The sequence below is a fragment of the Lysobacter sp. Hz25 genome (assembly GCF_046097045.1).
Taxonomy (GTDB): domain Bacteria; phylum Pseudomonadota; class Gammaproteobacteria; order Xanthomonadales; family Xanthomonadaceae; genus Lysobacter; species Lysobacter antibioticus_B.
On the sequence record NZ_CP175666.1, the window covers coordinates 3,026,167 to 3,043,829 of the forward strand.

The 17,663-nt window shown below is 66.9% G+C and carries 7 protein-coding genes; 4 read left to right on the top strand and 3 right to left on the bottom strand.

The genetic code is table 11. The features are described from left to right. The first annotated feature begins 19 nt into the window (after positions 1–19). The 4 genes from ACKN61_RS12700 (at position 20) to ACKN61_RS12715 (ending at position 4,636) form a co-directional block, all read left to right on the top strand. On the top strand, positions 20–1,096 hold the full coding sequence (locus tag ACKN61_RS12700) for a LacI family DNA-binding transcriptional regulator (protein WP_408949846.1): 1,077 nt from the start codon (positions 20–22) through the stop codon (positions 1,094–1,096). A 1,414-nt stretch (positions 1,097–2,510) separates the two neighbouring features. Further along, positions 2,511–3,356 carry a 5-dehydro-4-deoxy-D-glucuronate isomerase gene (gene kduI, locus ACKN61_RS12705; protein ID WP_408949847.1) on the top strand — a complete coding sequence of 282 codons (846 nt, stop codon included), beginning with the start codon at positions 2,511–2,513 and terminating at the stop codon, positions 3,354–3,356. Between the two features lie 10 nt (positions 3,357–3,366). Beyond that, positions 3,367–4,140, top strand: a complete 774-nt coding sequence (gene kduD, locus ACKN61_RS12710) for a 2-dehydro-3-deoxy-D-gluconate 5-dehydrogenase KduD (protein WP_408949848.1) — start codon at positions 3,367–3,369, stop codon at positions 4,138–4,140. Positions 4,141–4,165: 25 nt separating this feature from the next. Next, entirely contained in the window at positions 4,166–4,636 is a 471-nt protein-coding gene (locus tag ACKN61_RS12715; protein ID WP_408949849.1) for a cupin domain-containing protein, read from the top strand. A gap of 12 nt (positions 4,637–4,648) precedes the next feature. Here the strand turns inward: ACKN61_RS12715 and ACKN61_RS12720 are convergent, their stop codons facing one another. The 3 genes from ACKN61_RS12720 to ACKN61_RS12730 form a co-directional block, all read right to left on the bottom strand. After that, complete coding sequence (locus ACKN61_RS12720; protein WP_408949850.1) at positions 4,649–6,421, bottom strand: ShlB/FhaC/HecB family hemolysin secretion/activation protein; 1,773 nt, start codon at positions 6,419–6,421, stop codon at positions 4,649–4,651. Between the two features lie 79 nt (positions 6,422–6,500). Further along, positions 6,501–6,971 (bottom strand): hypothetical protein, encoded by a 471-nt coding sequence (locus ACKN61_RS12725; protein ID WP_408949851.1) that lies wholly within the window; start codon positions 6,969–6,971, stop codon positions 6,501–6,503. Positions 6,972–6,974: 3 nt separating this feature from the next. Further along, entirely contained in the window at positions 6,975–17,417 is a 10,443-nt protein-coding gene (locus ACKN61_RS12730; protein WP_408949852.1) for a hemagglutinin repeat-containing protein, read from the bottom strand. Between the last annotated feature and the right edge of the window lie 246 nt (positions 17,418–17,663).

Consider the following 17,663-nt stretch of genomic DNA (forward strand, 5'->3'; position numbering starts at 1 on the left):
GGTGCCCCTCGCCTTGTCCATGCCGCCGCGCAAGAAAACTGAACGCATCGCACCGCCGGCCAAGCGCGCGAGCGCGGTGCCCGGCAAGGCGCAGACGATCAACGACATCGCTCGCCTGGCCGAAGTGTCGAAGAAGACCGTCTCGCGGGTGATCAACCAATCGCCGCTGGTGCACAAGGAAACCCGCGACCGGGTCGAAGCGGTGATGCGGGAGTTCAACTACACCCCCGATCCGTTCGCCCGCGGCCTGGCCTTCCGCCGCTCGTTCCTGATCGGCATGGTCTACGACAACCCGACCGCGCAATACATCGTCAACATGCAATACGGCGCGCTCGATGCGATCCGCGATTCGGGCTTCGAGCTGGTGGTCCACCCTTGCGACAGCCGCAGTCCGGGCTACATCGATGGCGTGCGCCGCTTCGTGCAACAGCAGAAGCTGCACGGGGTGATGCTGGTGCCGCGCGTATCCGAAGACCAAGCCCTCGCCGACATGCTGGCCGAGATCGACTGCCGTTATTCGCGCATCGCCTCGGTCTCGCTGGACGAGGCCTCGCGCATGGTCATCACCCACGACCGCGACGGTGCCGCCGAGGCCGCCGACTATCTGCAATCGCTCGGCCACCGCGACATCGCCCTGATCACCGGCCCGAGCAGCTATCGCTCGGCGCACGAGCGCACCGCCGGCTTCGTCGAGGCGCTGGCCAAGCGCGGCATCGAACTGCCGCGCGAGCGCGTCGTCGAAGCCGGTTACACCTTCGAGTCCGGCGTCGCCTCGGCCGAGCGCCTGTTGGCCGGCAATCGGCGGCCGACCGCGATCTTCGCCGGCAACGACGAGATGGCCGCGGGCGTCTACAAAGTGGCCTTGCGCGCCGGCATTAGCATTCCGCAAGAGCTGTCGGTGATCGGCTTCGACGACAGCCCGTTGGCCTCGCGCCTGTGGCCTGCGCTGAGCTCGGTGCGCCTGCCGATCCGCGACATGGGCCGCATCGCCGCCTCGATGCTGCTGGCCGAGCCGGCCGCCGCTTCGGCCCTGGCGGCGGCCAGCGTCCGCCCCCACCTGATCGTCCGCGACTCGTGCCAACCGCCGGCGCGTTGATCCGCCGGGCAGTTCGAGCTCGTTGATTTCTTTGTAGTGCATGAATGGTTTCGGGCCGGCAGTTGCCGAGCGTGCCGTTGCCGTAAAGATTTTGCGGTTGTTGTGCGTCGCCGCGCACTTGCGAAGGCAATCGAAAACCCGGAGGGCGGCGCGCAAGGATGCGCGCCGTTTTTCATCGGGACAGGGATGTCCCGTATGAAAAATCCCTGCGTCGGCATCGAGCGTGCGGGCCTGTGATTCAAAGAAAAGCATTTTTCTTTGGTTACCTTTCTTTTGTTGCTTATGACAAAAGAAAGTAACCCGCCGCTTTAGTGGCGGAAGCTTTAGGCGTTTGATCCTGATCTTGCTTTTGAAGAAGCCACAAGCAAGTGCAGAGCTTCCGTCCGCTACGCGGCCGGGTTACTTTCTTTTGCTAAGCCCAAAAGAAAGTAACCAAAGAAAAGGGCTCTCCTTGCAAGGGCACAGGCCACGAGTGCGATGCCTGCGCAGGGATTTTTCGATAGGACATCCTTGTCCTATCGAAAAACGGCGCACGTCCTGTGCGCCGCCCTCCGGGTCTACGGCTGCATCGCAAGTTCGGAACTGCGCCAAGCTCTTACAGCAACAGCAGCCGAAGGCCTAGCTTTGGGTAGGAGCGGCGCGAGCCGCGACCGCGAATCTCGGCTGACGAAAATCGCTCGAAACCATCGTGATCCAAAACCCTTAGCTCTGGCCCTGGCTGTGCGCCGCCGCGCACTCGCAAAGGCAATCGAAGACCCGGAGGGCGGCCTGCATGGATGCAGGCCGTTTTTCATCGGGACAGGGATGTCCCGTATGAAAAATCCCCGCGGATGCAGCGAGCGTGCGGGCCTGTGATTCAAAGAGAAGCATTTTTCTTTGGTTAGCTTTCTTTTGTTGCTTATGACAAAAGAAAGTAACCCGCCGCTTTAGTGGCGGAAGCTTTTAGCGTTTGATCTTGATCTTGATCTTGATCCTGATCTTGCTTGAGCGAAACGCCGCACGATCAAAACGGCGCGGTCGCGGCTTGTGACCGAAGGAAATCCGGTAGAACGCCGCTCCTGCCCTCGCGACGATCCACTCCTTCGATCGATGACAAAGGCGTTGCGGATTCTGCGCGTCCCGTGGTCGCGGCTTACGCCGCTCCTACAGGAGCAGGTACATCGCGACCGCCCGGTTTCGCACTCGCGGCGTGGCTTACCCAGCTGATTCGGCACCTCAGATAACGGCAGTAATAGGCTGATTTAAAAAGATATTCATGGCAGCCGCCATGCCTGACTGCCCGTCCGAAAGCGCCCACAGCAACCTCAAACCTATCGCCGTCGCGAACGAATGACACCGGTTAACCTTCCGGTCTAGAATCGTCCCTACCCCGGCCCCGCCGCCGGCCCGGGGCCCCGACCCGACGGAGCTTTCGATGTTCCAAAAGACCTACCACGCCACCCATCCCGACATGATGGCCGGCGCCAGCAACGAGCAACTTCGCGATCGCTACCTCATCGGCGATCTGTTCGCCGACGGCGAGGTTCGTCTCAACTACTCGCACAACGAACGCTTCGTCATCGGCGGCGCCGCACCGACCCACGCGCCGATCGCGCTGCCGCCGCACAGCGAGCCGGCCTCGGCGGCGGGCAAGTCGTTCCTGGAACGCAGGGAACTCGGCATCGTCAACGTCGGCCAGGGTGCGGGCAGCGTGCGCGTCGACGGCCAGACCTATGCGCTCAAGCCGAAGGACGGCCTTTACGTGCCGATGGGCACGCAGAACGTCGTGTTCGCTTCCGACGATGCGGCCGAGCCGGCCAAGTTCTATCTGGCCTCGACACCCGCGCACGCGCGCCACGAGACCGTACACATCTCGATCGACCAGGCCGTGCCGCTGCAACGCGGCGCGCTGGAGACCTCGAACGAGCGGGTGATCTATCAGTACATCGTGCCGGCCACCTGCCGCTCCTGCCAGTTGCTGCTGGGCCTGACCGTGCTCAAGCCGGGCAGCGTCTGGAACACCATGCCGCCGCATCTGCACGACCGCCGCTCCGAGGTCTATTTCTACTTCGAACTCGGCGACCAGCGGGTCATGCACTTCATGGGCGAGCCGGCCGAGATGCGCCATATCGTGATCCGCAACGACGAGGCCGTCGTGTCGCCGCCGTGGTCGATCCACATGGGTTCGGGCACGCAAAACTATTGCTTCATCTGGGCGATGGGCGGTGAGAACCTCGACTACACCGACATGCACCAGCTCGACATCTGCCAACTCAAGTGAGGGCGCGCGCATGAATACCGATCCGCATCCGCGCAACCCGTTCGGCCTCGACGGCTCGGTCGCCCTGGTGACCGGCGCCAATCGCGGACTCGGCCAGGCCATCGCTCTGGCGCTGGCCCAGGCCGGCGCCGACATCGCCGCGGTGGCCAGCGGCACGATGGACGAGACCGCCGAACTGGTGCGCGGCCTCGGCCGCCGGCTACTGCCCTTGCAAGCCGATCTGTCCAGTCTGGAACCGATCGACCGTATCGTCGCCGAGACGGTCGAAACCCTGGGGGCGGTCGATATCCTGGTCAACAACGCCGGCCTGATCCGACGCGCCGACGCGCTCGATTTCAGCGAGGCCGACTGGGACGCGGTCATGAACGTCAATCTCAAGAGCGCGTTCTTTCTGGCCCAGGCGGTGGGGCGCGGCATGGTGGCCCGCGGACGCGGCAAGATCATCAACGTCGCCTCGATGCTGTCGTTCCAGGGCGGCATCCGCGTGCCTTCCTACACCGCCAGCAAGTCCGGCCTGGCCGGCATCACCCGCCTGCTCGCCAACGAATGGGCCGGCAAGGGGCTCAACGTCAACGCGATCGCCCCCGGCTACATGACCACCGACAACACCGCGCAACTGCGTTCCGACGAGGCGCGCAACCGCGACATCCTGGCGCGGATTCCGGCCGGGCGCTGGGGGCAACCGTCGGACATCGGCGGCGCGGCGGTATTCCTGGCAAGTCGTGCCTCGGACTACGTCAACGGGGCGGTCCTGCCCGTCGACGGGGGCTGGCTGGCGCGCTGAGCGTCGTTATCCGCGGAGATCCACCATGATCCTGCCATCGATTCGCCGATGCTCGGCCGTTGCATCGGCCTTCGTCTTCGCCGCGACGGCTATCGCGCCGGCTATCGCGCCGGCTCATGCCGCGGCCCCGTCTCCGAAGCCGCGCTCGGATTCGTATGTCGAGCAGGCTCGCGACATCGCGCAAGCGCAGCCGGGCCCGCACGAAGGCGAAGGCCGCACCACGGCCTATCCGTTCTTCGCCCATGCCGAAGGCTTCGATATCGTGTTCCGTCAGCGCAGCCTGCATCCGGGCGCGAGCATCGGCGAGCACACGAACGACAAAGACGAGATCTATTACGTCCTGTCCGGACGCGGCGAGCTGATGCTCGATGGGCGCCGCCGCCAGGTCGGTCCGGGCGACGCGGTCCTCACCCGCGACGGCAGTCGCCACGGCCTGCGCCAACTCGGCGATGAAGACCTGACCATCATCGTGGTCTACCGCAAGCCGGCGCCCTGACCCGCCCGTGCGCTAGAAGCTCGCGCTGAGATTGAAGCCGAAGCTGATGTCGGCGGTCGGATAGCCGCTCGGTTTGGAGATCGGCGCGCCGGCGAACAGGTCGTAACTCAAGCGCTTCCAGCCACCTCGGGCGCCGACCACGCCGCCGGCGAGGTCGCGGCCGATCAGCTCGGCGACCGAGCGGCCGCCGACGCGGCCGTAATCGATGCCGACATAGAGCTCGGTGCCGCCCTGCCCCGGAACCCAGCCGAGGTCGTTGCGGATCAGCCAACCGCGGTCGCTGACCAGGCTGGTTTCGCCGTCGAAGCCGCGCACCGAATAGCGGCCGCCGATCGCGAAGCGATCCTGCGGAGTCAAGGGCGTGCGGTTCCATTGCGCACGCACCAAGCCGACATAGCACAGCCGGCGTTCGCCGCCGGCGAGCTTGAGCTTGAACGGTGCGGTAAGGCTGACTTCGGCGGTATACAGCTTCATCCGCGATGTGCCTTCGCCGAAGTTCTCTTCGGGAGAAACGATGGAACCGAAGGCGCCGGTGCCGCGCTTGTGGGCGACGGTGGCTTCCAGGGTCGCGCTGCCGACGAACTCCTTGTGATTGAGACTCAGCTCCCAACCCCCGACCACACGGTGCTGCACTTCGATCTCGGTGTCGTCGACGAAGTTGCGCGAGGAGCGACGGAAGGCCTTGAGCGCCATCGCGGTCTTGCGGTGCTGGTCGCGGTACAGCAGGCGCGAGAGTTTGACCTCGCCGTTGCCGCTCTCGCCCGAATAAACATAGGCCTGGTTGAGGCCGGCGACGCGCTGGTGATACTCGCTCTGCGATGCGGTCAGGGCCAGCGCCCAATAGCCGTACGGCAATGAGTAATGCGCGGTCTGGCTTTCGTTGCCCTTGGCGGCGCCGTGGAACAGCGGGCTGGCCACGCCGTGGTTGGCGCTTACGTAGAACAGGTCGTTGAGGCCGAACGGATTATCCAGCGACAAGGTCGCGCCGCCCTGGTTGCGGCCGGTCGAATCGGTGCCGCTGTCGTCGAGGTTCAGGCTCACCCGCCAATGGCGCGGCTGCACGTACTTGACCACCAGATCGCTGTCGCCGGGCTTGGCGTCCTTGGCGCTGGACGGCTCGATCTTGATGTCGGCGTCGGCGGTGGGCGCGCGCTTGAGGTTCTCCAGGCCTTGTTCGATGTCGCGCAGGTTCAGCAGATCGCCGACGCGGGCCGGAATCGCGCTGAGCAACAGCGCCGAACTGCCGAGCAGCGGCGACGCCGAATCGGCGCCGAGCCGGATCGCGGCGATGCGGCCCGGCAACAGGGTCAAGCTCAGCGTGCCTTTCGATAGGTCTTGCGGCGCGGCGAGTACGCGGGTGGTCACCCAGCCCTTGGCGATCACCGCGGCCTGGACACGCTCCATGACCACGTTGACGCCGTCGGTGCCCAGGCAACGGCCGAGCGCCGGGTCGTCGCCGCCGGGGCCATCGAGATGATCGAGGGCCCATTGGAACGACTCGGCACGGTCGCCGACCAACAGCACGCGGTCGATACGGAAGCACGGCGACTCGGACTCGGGTATGCGCTGGGTCGGCGCAGCCAACGCGGTCGGCAGGCGCTCATCGATGCTGCGTTCGTTCTGTTCGCGCAAGGCGCGCTCGCGCTCCTGCTGGCGCTGCTGCTCGATGATGGGTTGAGGGGGAGTGGCGACCTGGGCCGCGCAGATCGCCGGTGCGGCGACCGCGCAGGCGATTACCGTCGCGCGGGTGGTGGCTCGCATCGAGCCGCGAATGAATCCGTTCAAGAACTTCTCCTGACCTGCCGTGCCCGCGAGCGATGCAGCCGGGTTTGCGATGAATGAGCTGACTTGCGGCGAGCGCGGCTTAGGCCTTCGCTACATCCAGGGCACGCCTGAGCGCCGAGCCCAGTTCGAGGTCGGAGGCAACGGGTGCGATCTGCAACGGCGGCGGGTCCTCGATCCACGGTGCCGTCGGCCCGGTGTTGTCGGCGGAGCGGAACTCGATGCGATCGGCATAGACGCTGACCGACACGATCCGGGTGCCCTTGAAGAAGGCCTTGTCCGACTCGACCCCGCGGTCCTTGCGGTACTCGGCCATGACCGCCTGGAAGGCTTCCTTCTCCCGGTGCATATGCGGGTGATAGAAGCCCGGCTTCCTGTCTTCGAGACGGGCCCGCAATGCGGCGCCGATCGCCTCGTCGGTTTCGTCGATCTGCAGCTTCGCGAATTTTCCGTGCCCGCCGAGCAAGCCGTTCGAAGCGCGGGATTGCGCCAGTACCAGCAATTGCCCGTTGCGCCGCAGATACACCGCGGCGCCTTGTTCACATCGTTCCATGGTTCATTTTGCCCTGAAGACTCGTATCACCACACCATTGTCGCGCCCGTACTGCAAGGCCCGGTTGATAGCGGCCATCTGTTCCGGCGTACCGCCCTCGGCCGGCAGGACCAACTCGAAGGCCTTGCGCTTGATGTCGGCGGGCTCGATCTCGAAGGTCTTGTTTCCAACGAGTCCCTTGCCGTCGGTGCCTTCGTAATCGATCAGTTGTTGGATCTGCCTCTTGATGTCCGACTCGGCCTTGTTCGGGTTCTTGATGCGGGAGTCGGTGTTCCAATCATAGCTTTTGATGCTGACCGCATCGCCCAGGATCTCATCGAACACGTCGACCGCGCGCTCGTTGTTGTGCAGGCCGATGCCGCGCTCGTTCCGATCCAGCACTTCTTCGGCCAGCGCACCGCGCCTGTTGTTGTCCGGCGACCAGATGGATCCGTCCTTGTGGGTCAGCACCGGTGCATCGCGCACCGTATCGCCGGTCCGCTGAGTGGGTATGTTCCACTGCAGGTCCTTCATCGAGGGGATGTGGCTGGCCACCTCGTTGCCGTTCGCATCCCGATAGACCGAAGCGGTATAGGTCTTGATGGAACCGCTGTAGTTCGGCAGCTCGTTCAAGGTCTCCTTGACCGACTTGATCTCGCCTGCGCCCGGCAGCGATTCGACGATCTCCTGGACCTTCTTGGCGCTGCCGGCTCCGGCACCGGCCCCCAACAACGGCCCCACGCTGGCGACTTCGCCCAGACTGGTGCCCACCGGGTTGCGCGGCGGCTGGCCGGTGCCCCAGGCATTGGCGATGTCGCTGCCGGATCGGACGCTGTCGTACTGCTTGAAGATCGCCCAGTACAGGTTGTTGTTGTCGCCGCGCGACAGTTGGTAAGCCCAATCGGCGACCGGCGCGGCGATATCGCGGACTTCGAGATTGCTCTTGTCGATGTAGTCCTTGTAGTCCTTACCGGTGATCAGACCGTTGATGTAGGCGTTGCGCATCGCCGACTGCTGTTCCTGGATCAGCTCGTAGGCCGCGGTGGCCTCGCCGATCTTGGAGCGGCATTGCGGCGAATCGGGCGATGCGCAGGCGACGTTAAGCTCGGCCTGGCGGCCGGCGTCGAGCTTGTTGAGATCGTCGCGCGCCCTGCATGCGGCGGCATCGCCGGTCTTGCAGGCGTTGTTGCTCTTGATCCACTGCTGGATCTCGGGGTGCTTGAGGTAGTTGTTGGAGGTGGCGGCATTGGCCACGTTCGCGCCCAGGGCGGTGTCGCCGCCGGAGGCGCCGATGGCGGCGCCGAGCATGGTCGAGCCGGCCAGCAGCAGGTCGTCGTATTCGGCCTTGATGCGCTTCTTGTCGCTCTCGCTGAGCCCGGCGGCGTTGTAGTCGTAGCCGTTCTCCTTGAGGAATTTGGCCATCACCGGCAACAGCGCTTCATTGACCGCGCCGGCCGTGGCACCGATCGCCGCATTGCCGTCGCCGAGCTTGGCCCGCACCAGACCGGCCAAGCCGTGCAACAGCACCTTCTGCGGGCTGCCCTCTTTCCATTCGTACTTGCTCGCGACATCGCCGATCACGCTGGTGATCACGCCACCGACCATCTCGGCGATGCGCTGCCGATCCTTGACCTCCTGCTGCCGCTTCGGAATCTCCTCGGCCTGTTGCAGGGTCAGGGTATTGACCAAGGCTCCGTTGGCGGTTTCGGGATCGCGAACGGTCAAGGTGGCGACGTTCTCGCGGCTCTTGTCGTCGATCTCGGCGTTGCCGGTGCCGGTGATCTTGATGTTGCCCGGGCTGATGACGCTGAGCGTTTGACTGGTTTCGTCGTTCTTGGCCGGCAGACCGGCGCCGCCGTTGATGTTGGCCAAGGCCGTGCTCATGACGCTGGAGCGAACGTTGCTGGCCAGGCTGGTGCCCTGCGAATACGCGTTCGCGCCCGAGCTGAAACTCATGTTCAGGCTCGAACTGGACGAATTGGTCTTCTGCTGGTTGACCAGGTCGCTGCTGGTCAGGCTGGCGGTGGTCAGGCTGTTCTTGTCCGGCGCCGCGGTGCTGGTGATGGCGCCGCCCTTGAGGTCGGTGTTGCCGCGCACCACGATGTCGTAGCCGCCGTTGCCGGCGCTGATGCCGCTTTGCCCCGTGGCGCTCTGGTAAAGGTGATTGACGCGCTGGCTGGAGGCATTGACCGAACCCGAGACGTACTCGCCGTAGCAGATCGGCGGGATGCACAGGCTGAGGCTGAAGCCGCTGCTGCTTTCGCGGCTGACGTAGCTGGTGACGTCCTGCAGCGACTCGATGTTGAGATTGCGGCCGACGTTCATCTCGACGCTGTCGCCGGCCAGCTGCGCGCCGCGCAGGTTGGTGTCGCGGCCGCTCTTGACCTTGAGCGAGTCGGTCGCGGTGACGAGGGTGTTGTCGTGGCTGACCTCGAAGCCGGTCTGGCGCCCCGACTTGTTGCCGGCCTCGACCTGGATGCTGAAGCCGTTCTGCGAGCCGAAGCCGAAGGTAACGCCGCCGCCGAGGTTACTGCCCGAGCTCGTGCCGAGGGTCGCGGCGGTGTTGCGCGCGGCGTACAGGTTGATGTCGCGCTTGGCGTCCAGGACGATGTCGCGCGCCTGCAGCTTGCCGCCTTCGACATTGATGTCGGATTCGCGGGCGGTGATGTCGATGCTGCCGGCCTGGATGTTGGTGCCGCGCTGGCTGCTGCTGACCTTGACCGTGTCGGAACGCTCGCGGGTACGGCTTTCGCTGACCGCGATGCCGAACGCCGCGCCGGACGGATTGTTGGCCAGGGCCGCCTCGCTGCTGCCGGCGGCGACCGCGGAGGCGACCTTGGTCGGGTCCTGGGCCTGGCCGAAGCTGTTGACGCCGTTGGCGATCTTGTCGCCGCTGGCCAGCTTGTAGGCGTCGTAGCCGGATTTCAGCACCAAGGCGCCGCGCAGGCGATCGTCGCTGGTGGTGCGTGCCGACTCGACCCGCTTGTACAGGCTGGTGATGGCGCCGCCGACATAGCCGGTGAGTTCGGCGCCGATGGTGTGGCCGCTGCTCTCCTTGTGCTTCTTGCTGGCCTCGCTCGAAGTCGCCGCCATCAGGTTGACTGCGTTGCCGGAAATGCTGACCCGGTTCTTGGCCAACAGGTTGGCGCCCTCGGTGGTGACGTTGCCCTGCCCCGTGCCCGCGTACTTGGGGTCTGCGCCGGCATACAGGCTGAGGTTGCCGTTATTGGCGCTGATCAGGCTGGTGACTGCGGTGCTGGACTGGCCGGTGCCGTCCTCGCCCTTGCGGGTGCGGCTATAGAACGTCTGCTTGGGCGCGTAGCCGACGCGCAGATTGAGGGTGCGGTCGTTCTTGTCGCTGGCCGAGATCGTGTTGCTGGTGTCTTGCGCGGCCAGGATATCGATGTTGCGGCCGGCGGTGATGCCGACGTTGCGGTCGGCGATGACGTTGCTGGCGATGATCTGGGCATCGCGGCCGGCTTCGATGCTGACGTTGCCGCCGCTGACGCTGCTGCCGACCTGTTCGGTGCGGCTGCCGATCTCGAACTCGCTGCGCGAGCTCTTGTTGTAGGTCAGGCCGTCGGTCAGGTTGCGCTTGAAGCCGCTGCTCTTGCTGGAGGCGAAGCTCGCCGACTGCGAATGCTCCTGCGCACTTTCGATGCGCACGTCGCGACCGGCGCTGAGCACCGCCTGGTTGACGGCGGAGACGTCGCTGCCGCGCACGACCAGGTCGTTGCCGGCCGACATCACCACGTTGTCGCCGCTGAAGCTGCTGCCGATGACGCGGGTTTCGCTTTCGCCGTCGAGCTTGTCGCTGCTGCTGCGCGAAAGCAGCTTCTTGCTCGAAGTGTGGCTGACCGCCAGCATCGCGCTGGCGGACTGGCCGGCGTCGATGCGGATGTCGTTCTCGGCGCTGACCGCGAGGGTGCCGCCGGCGGCCACCTGGGCCGCGCGTGCCTGCACGTCGTGACCGGCGCTGATCGCAACGCTGCCGCCGCCGACGATCTGCGAACCGACCTCGCGGCTGTGCGCGGCGATGCCGCTGGCGGTGGTGTCGCCGCTGCTGCCGCTGACGTGGGCCGAAGTGGCCATCGTCACGGTGCCGAGGTTGACGTCGCGGCCGGCGTTGGCCAGCGTGCGGCTGCCCTGGCCGACGTTGGCGAGGATCGCGCCGGTCAGGTTGAGGTCGCGTTCGGCCGAGGCCAGCAGCACGCCGCCCGGATCGGTGACGTAGACGCCGGCGACGCGGTCGATATTGCTGCCGGTCAACAGACCGGTCGAGCTCTGGGTGGTGGTGCGGATGTTGATGTCGCGACCGGCGGTCAACACGGCCGAGTCGCGTGCGGTGATGCTGCCGCCGATGTTGTTGAGGTCGTTGCGCGCGTCGATCGCCACGTTGGCGCCGGCGATGCGGCCGCCGAGGTTGTTGACGTTCTCGGCGGTGATCGACACCAGTGCGCGACCGGCGATGGTGCCGGTGTTGACCACGTCGCCGGCGCTGTTGATGCGGGTCGCGTTGGCGGCCAACAACGCACCGGAACCGTCGATGTCGCCGGGGCGCACGCGCACGTACACCTGCGGCACCAGCACGCGCTGGGTGCCGCCGTCGGGCAGGCTCACGGTCTGTTCGACCAGCCAGACGATGTCGCTGGTCAGCTGCGCCATTTGCGCCGCCGACAAGGCCACGCCCGGACGCAGGCCGTATTGCTGGGCGAAGGTCGCACCGGCGTTCATCAGCGCGGTGTATTGGGTTTCGTCGCTGCCGAAGCCGTCCAGGTAGCGATAGCCGGTCAGTTGCGCGACCTGTTCGCGGATCAGTTTCTGCTCGTAGAAGCCGTCGCCGAGACGCTTGAGCAAATGCTCGGGCTGGAAGCCCATGCGGCTCAGCAGATAGTCGCTGCTCAGCCACTGGCGGTGGTTGGCGAAGCGCGGGTCGGTCTCGATCAGGTAGCGGCTGGCGGCATCGGGCCGCAGGCCGAACAGGCTCGCACGCGGCACCGTCGCATTCGGCAGGCTGGTGCGCACGACCATCGGGATGGTTTCGTTACTGCCGGTGCCGTCGGCGCCATGCGCACCGCCGGCCGTGCCGGCGCTGGCGCCCGAGGCGCGGATCACCGCGCCGACCTGGGCCGGCACTTCGACCAACGCGCCCGGACCGGCGCCGCCGTTCACCCCGCCCGCGCCGCCGCCGTGGGCGTCGACGTTGGCCGTGCCGGCCGCGCCGGGGTTGTAACCCTGCACCGCGTTGACGTTCTGCAGCGGGGTGTATTTCTCCAGGTCGATGGTTTCGTTGATGTCGGGGTGGCTGACGCTGCCCTGGATCTCGCCCTTGTGGCTCATGACGATCGTCGAGCTGACGATGCGGCGGTTGCCGGTCAAACCTTCATTAGTCACGTCGCTCGCGGTCAGGGTGCCGCCGGCGATGATCTTGCTGCTCTTGTTGTGCACGGCGCCGGACAGCGCCATGTCGCCGCCGGCGACGATGCGCGAGGGGTCGACATCGGTCGCGGTGTCTTCGGTGACCGCGTACGAGGTCGTCCACAGGCCGAAGCCTTCGACCGTCAGCAACTGGCCCGGTGTGCCGTCGGGGTTGCGCAGATAGACGATCGGCGAGCCCATGACGAAGATGACTTGGTCGAGGGTGTAGAAGCCGCTGCCGCCGATCGGGGCCAGCAGTACCGTCGGAGCCTTCGGCGGCGTCGCCTGCGGCCCCTTGCGGATATGCACGTCCCAGTTGTTGATGCGGCCCATCGCGATCGACAGGTCGCCCAGCGCTTCGATGTCGGCGCTGAAGTTGTTGAGCGTGCCGCCCTGCCCGGTCGCTTCGCGTGCGCCGTTGAGCGCGCCGCCGATGAACAAGTCGCCGGCGCTGAAGATCAACGCGTGCTCGCGGTTGTTGAGGGTGCCCGCGCCGATGTCCAGGCTGCTGCGCGCGGCAATGGTGCCGGCCTTGATCGTGCCGCCGACGTTCTCGGCGTCGTTGTTCACCGTACCGGCGCCGATCGAGACCACGTCGCCGTAGATGCGGCCGGTACCGATGTTGTTGAGGGTGCCGGCGTCGAGACGGGTGTCGTGGCCGTCGATCAGGCCTCGGTTGGTCAGCGTGTCGGCGGCGCGGACGATGGTGGTGCCGGCGCTGATTTCGGCGCCGGCGGTGTTGTCGACGTTGCGCCCGGCGACGGTCAGGGTCTGGCCGGCGACGAGCTTGCCGTGATTGGTGAAATTGCCGGTCGTGGTGTAGCTGACGTTGCCGTTGGCGCCGACTTCGCCGTTGTTCACCACGTCCTGGGTCAGGGCGATGCTGAGGTCCTTGCCCGACACCGCGCGGCCGTCGCCGCTGAAGCGCGCGGCGTCGATCTTGAGCAGTTTGTCGGCGACCAGGGTGCCGTTGCCGTTGATCAGGTCGAGCGTTTTCGCCGCCGGGTTTGCGGCGTTGGGATCGACGATGGCGACGGTGTCGCCGGCCGATATCAGACCACCGCGGTTGTCGACGGTGCCGCCGCTGGCTATGGTGACGTTGGCATCGGCGCGGATCGCACCGGAGCGGTTGTCGAGGCCGCCGGTGTTGATCGCGACGCTGCCGCCCTCGATGCCCTGGTTCGCGCCCGAGGTGCCGGCGTTGACGACGTGGCCGGCATTGAGCGTGGTCGTGCCGAGCGAACGGATCAGCGCGCCGCTATTGTCGAGCGCACCGGCGCTGATCGTGAGATCGCCCTTGGCCTGGGTCCGGCCGCCGCGGTTGTCGTAGGTCGCGCCATGGGTGTCGATGCTGATGCCGCTTTCGCCCAGCACCGTGCCGCCGCTGTTGCTGACTGCACCGGTGTTGGCGACCAGCGCCTGCTTGGCGCCGATGAAGCCGGCGTTGTTATTCAGCGTGCCGGTATTGAGCGTCAGAGTGTCGGCGCTGCTGATGCCGCCCTGGCCGTTGCTGGCGCCCACGGCGTTGGTGTTGATCAAGGCCTGGCCACCGGTATCGATGCTCATCGCCTTGCCGGACTGGATCACGCCGCTGTCGTTGTTCAACAGGCCCGATTTCAGGGTGACGGTTTGGGTGGCCGCCAACGCGCCCTTGCCGCTGTTGTCGAGGGCATTGCCGCGGGTATCGACCGACAGGCTGTCGCCGAACACCTTGCCGCCGCGATTGCTCAAGCCGCCGTTGGCCAGCGTGGTGCGGGCGCCGGCCTGCAGGCTGCCGCCGTCGTTGCGGGTCAGGCCGGCGGTGGCGATGTCGAGGTTGCCGCGCACCGCGGCGACGGTGCCGCCGCTGTTGTCGAGACTGGCCGCAAGGATGCGGGCATTGCCGTTGCCGGCGATGGTGCCGCCGATGTTGGTCGCGGCGCCGCCCTGGGTGTCGACGGCGACGTCGCCGACCGAGGTGATGCGGCCGCTGTCGTTGTTCAAGCTGCCCGCGCGCACCTCGACGTTGCCGCCGGCGCCGATTTCGCCCTTGAGGCTGTTGTCGAGTAGACCCTCGACGCTGAGGCCGAGCGCCGAGCCCTCGGCCGCACGCAGGGTGCCGGCCCGGTTGTTGAGGCTGCCGGCGGCGACGCGGGTCTGGCCGTTGCTGGCGAGGATGCCGCCGGCGTTGTCGAGCGCGCCGCGCACGCCGATGCGCGTGTCGGAGGCGCCGGTCTGGACGACCTGTCCGCCGCGATTGCTCAGCGCGCCGGCCTCGATGGCGATCTGCTTGGCGCTGGTCTTGCCGCCGTCCTGGTTGAAGGCGTCGGCCAGCTCGACGAGCAAGCCACCGTTGCCGGTTATGTGGCCGTTGTCGCCGTCGAAACGGCCGCCGGCGATCTTCAGCGCGCCGCTGCCGGCGTGTTCGATCTTGCCGCCGCGGTTGCTGATCGCCGCGCCTTGCAGCCCCAGGTCCTGGCCGTTGCTGGCGATACGGCCGCCGTCGTTGTTGAGCGTGCCGCTGACCGCAAGCGTGCTGGCCGCGGTGCCGGTCTGGACGATCTCGCCGCCCTGGGTGTTGGCGATGTTGGCGGCGCGGATATCGAGTTCGCCGGCATTGAGTTTGCCTGCTTGGCTGATCAGCGACTGCGCGCCGTTCGTGTTGGCAGTGACGCTCAAACGGCCAGCCGTGGCCACGGTGGCGCGGCTGGTGTCGACGTTGCCTTGGGTGGCGGTCAGCGCGATCTCGGCAGCGCTGGTCTGGCCCGCGGAAATATCCACGCTCGCGCCCTGCAGGGTCGCTTTGCCGGCGGCAAGCTGGGTGCCGTGGGCGACCAATGCCCCGGTGGTGGTGACCTGCAACTGGCCTGCGCCGGCGAGTTTGCCGTCGGCCTGGATGCCGGCGCCGAGCACGCCGCTGCTGCCGCCTTGCAGGCTGCCGGCGGTGATCAGTGCGTTGCGACCGGCGGTGATACTGCCGTCGTTGCTCAACACGCCGCCGGTCGCGATCGTCGCGTCGTTGGCGCCGCGCAGGTTGCCGCTGTTGGCCAGGCTGCCGGCATGCAAATGCAGATCCCCGGCCGCGCCGATCTGGCCCTGGGCGTTGCTCACGGCGCCGACCACGTTCAAGCGCGTGCCGGCCTGCGCCGACTGGATGCTGCCTTTGGCGTTGTCGAGCGTAGCGGCGGTCAGGCCGACACCGCGATTGGCCATCAAGGTGCCGGCCTTGTTGATCGCCGCGCCGTTCACTGCCGCGGTCAGGGCGCCGGTGGCGGCGATGGTGCCGCCGCTGTTGTCGAGCGTTCCGCCGACCGAAAGCTGGGCATCGCCGGCGCTGGTCAGCGTGCCGTCGCGATTGAGCAGCTCGCCGCTCGCGCTGATGTTCAAGCGGCCGGCGTTGAGCTTGCCGCCGCTGTTATCGAACTGTTCGACCCGGGCGTTGAAGACGTTGCCGATATTGAGCGTGCCGCCGCGATTGTCGAAGCGCGGCTGATCGACCGTCATCTCGGCAACGCTGAGGCTGCCGCCCCGGTTGTCCAGGTTCGCGCTCTGCAGCGAGATCGCGCCGCCGGCATGGATGCGCCCACCGTCGTTGCGCACCGCGCCGGCCGCAGCGATCAGGCCCGGCGACGGCGGCTGGTACGGCGGCGGCACGACGCCACCGCCTTCGCCGCTGCCCGGAGTGCCGCCCCCGTTGCCCGGTGTGCCGCCGCCAGGCGTGGTCGGCGGCGTGCCGCCGCCGGTGCCCGGCCCGGTGCCAGGCGTCGGCGTCTGCGCGATCGGCTCCAGGCCGATGTTGCCGCCGCGGTTGCTCAGGCTCGGCGCATTCAAGGCCAGCGCCGCGCCGCTGGTCTGGCGCAAGGTGCCGCCGCGGTTGTCTAGGTCGCCTGCGCTGCTCAATTCGAGGCGCGAACCTTCGAGCGTGCCGCCTTGCTCGCCGAGGCGGTTGTTGAGGGCGCCCTGGGTGGCGATCTTGAGATTCGCGCCGCTGGACACGCGGCCGCTGTTGTCGAACTTCGATGCGCTCAGGCTTGCGTCGGTCGTGGCCTGCAAGGTGCCGATGTTTTCCAGGCGCCCGGCGCTGGTGACGACGAGTTGGCCGGCGCCGGCGAGCTGCGTCGCCGACGTCGACGTCGACGCCGCCTGCAGCGTGCCGGCGTTGCGCACACCAAGGCCGGCTTCGGTGCCGACCAGGACGATCTTGCCGGCGTACATGCCGCCGAGTGCCGCCACATCCAAGGCATAGGTCGGTGTGCTGCCGGAGGCGCCCGCCGCGGCGACCTGGGCGTGATCGGCTGAGATCCGGTTCGCCCCGGTAACGACCTTGAGCTCGCTGGCCCAGATGCCGGCGTTGGCCTGCACCGCGCGGGCGAGGATCGCCGCGTAATCGGTCTTGCTGGCGTCCAGGCCCTTGCCGTCGATGGTGATGGTGCCGCCGCGGACCAGGAAGCTGTCGAGGCCGCCGAAGGAATTGAACTGCGGCGTGCCGGTGCTCAGGGTGGCGCGGCTGGCGTTGATGAAACCGCCGCCGTCGACCGCGATGCCGGCCGGGTTGGCGATGATCACTTCGGCGCGTTGGCCGCCGACTTCGAGGTAACCGCGCAGGCGGCTGGCGTCGCCGCCGTTGACCTCGTTGAGGATGATCCGCGCCGGCCCGGTGGCCAGATTCGGATTGCCCTGCACCCAACCGCCGAGTTGGGTCTGGACGTTGCCGCGGCTGTTGTTGAGGATCGCGCCTTCGGGGCCGACATTAAACTGTTGGTAGACGTTGCGGCTCACACCGGCCGCCGACGGTGTCTGGATGTTGACCAGGGGCACGCCGTTGGGCGCGGTCAGCAGCACCGGGCGCTGCGTCGCCGGCGCTTCCGGCGCCGCGATCATTTGTCCCTGGCTCGGCGAAGCCGAGAGTGCGGCGACCAGGACCACCGCCGCAGTCAGCGGCGCGGTGGCGCGGTGCGCGCACGCGCCCTCGCCGTCCTTGGCGAGTGCCGGCTTCGTCCCGGAAGCCGACGCGTTCGGTTGCGTGCCGTTAGCACGCGCACGGGCGATGCGAGGCGGAAGGCGGGTCATGGTCTGTCGTCCTTGAAAGAATGGCGCGTCGTCGCCGTCGGCATCCCACCCCGAAGGGCATGTGCTGGCGTTCGCCTATAGAGACGAGGCAACAGCGGCGATCCCTACCCCGCCCCCTGCAATCGCCGTGACGTGCGACTCAGGTCACACTACGGCACCGGTAACGGCGTGAAGACGAAGCCCTGGCCCGGTCTTCGCGGCCGTTCGGCCCCTCCGAACAGGCCGAGAGCCGCAAGCGAACGAGCG

What these genes read in the sequence shown, in the direction of transcription:
- ACKN61_RS12700 (WP_408949846.1), top strand. Translation starts at nt 20, where the DNA reads ATGCCGCCGCGCAAGAAAACTGAACGCATCGCACCGCCGGCCAAGCGC.
- kduI (WP_408949847.1), top strand. Translation starts at nt 2,511, where the DNA reads ATGTTCCAAAAGACCTACCACGCCACCCATCCCGACATGATGGCCGGC.
- kduD (WP_408949848.1), top strand. Translation starts at nt 3,367, where the DNA reads ATGAATACCGATCCGCATCCGCGCAACCCGTTCGGCCTCGACGGCTCG.
- ACKN61_RS12715 (WP_408949849.1), top strand. Translation starts at nt 4,166, where the DNA reads ATGATCCTGCCATCGATTCGCCGATGCTCGGCCGTTGCATCGGCCTTC.
- ACKN61_RS12725 (WP_408949851.1), bottom strand. Translation starts at nt 6,971, where the DNA reads ATGGAACGATGTGAACAAGGCGCCGCGGTGTATCTGCGGCGCAACGGG.
- ACKN61_RS12730 (WP_408949852.1), bottom strand. Translation starts at nt 17,417, where the DNA reads ATGACCCGCCTTCCGCCTCGCATCGCCCGTGCGCGTGCTAACGGCACG.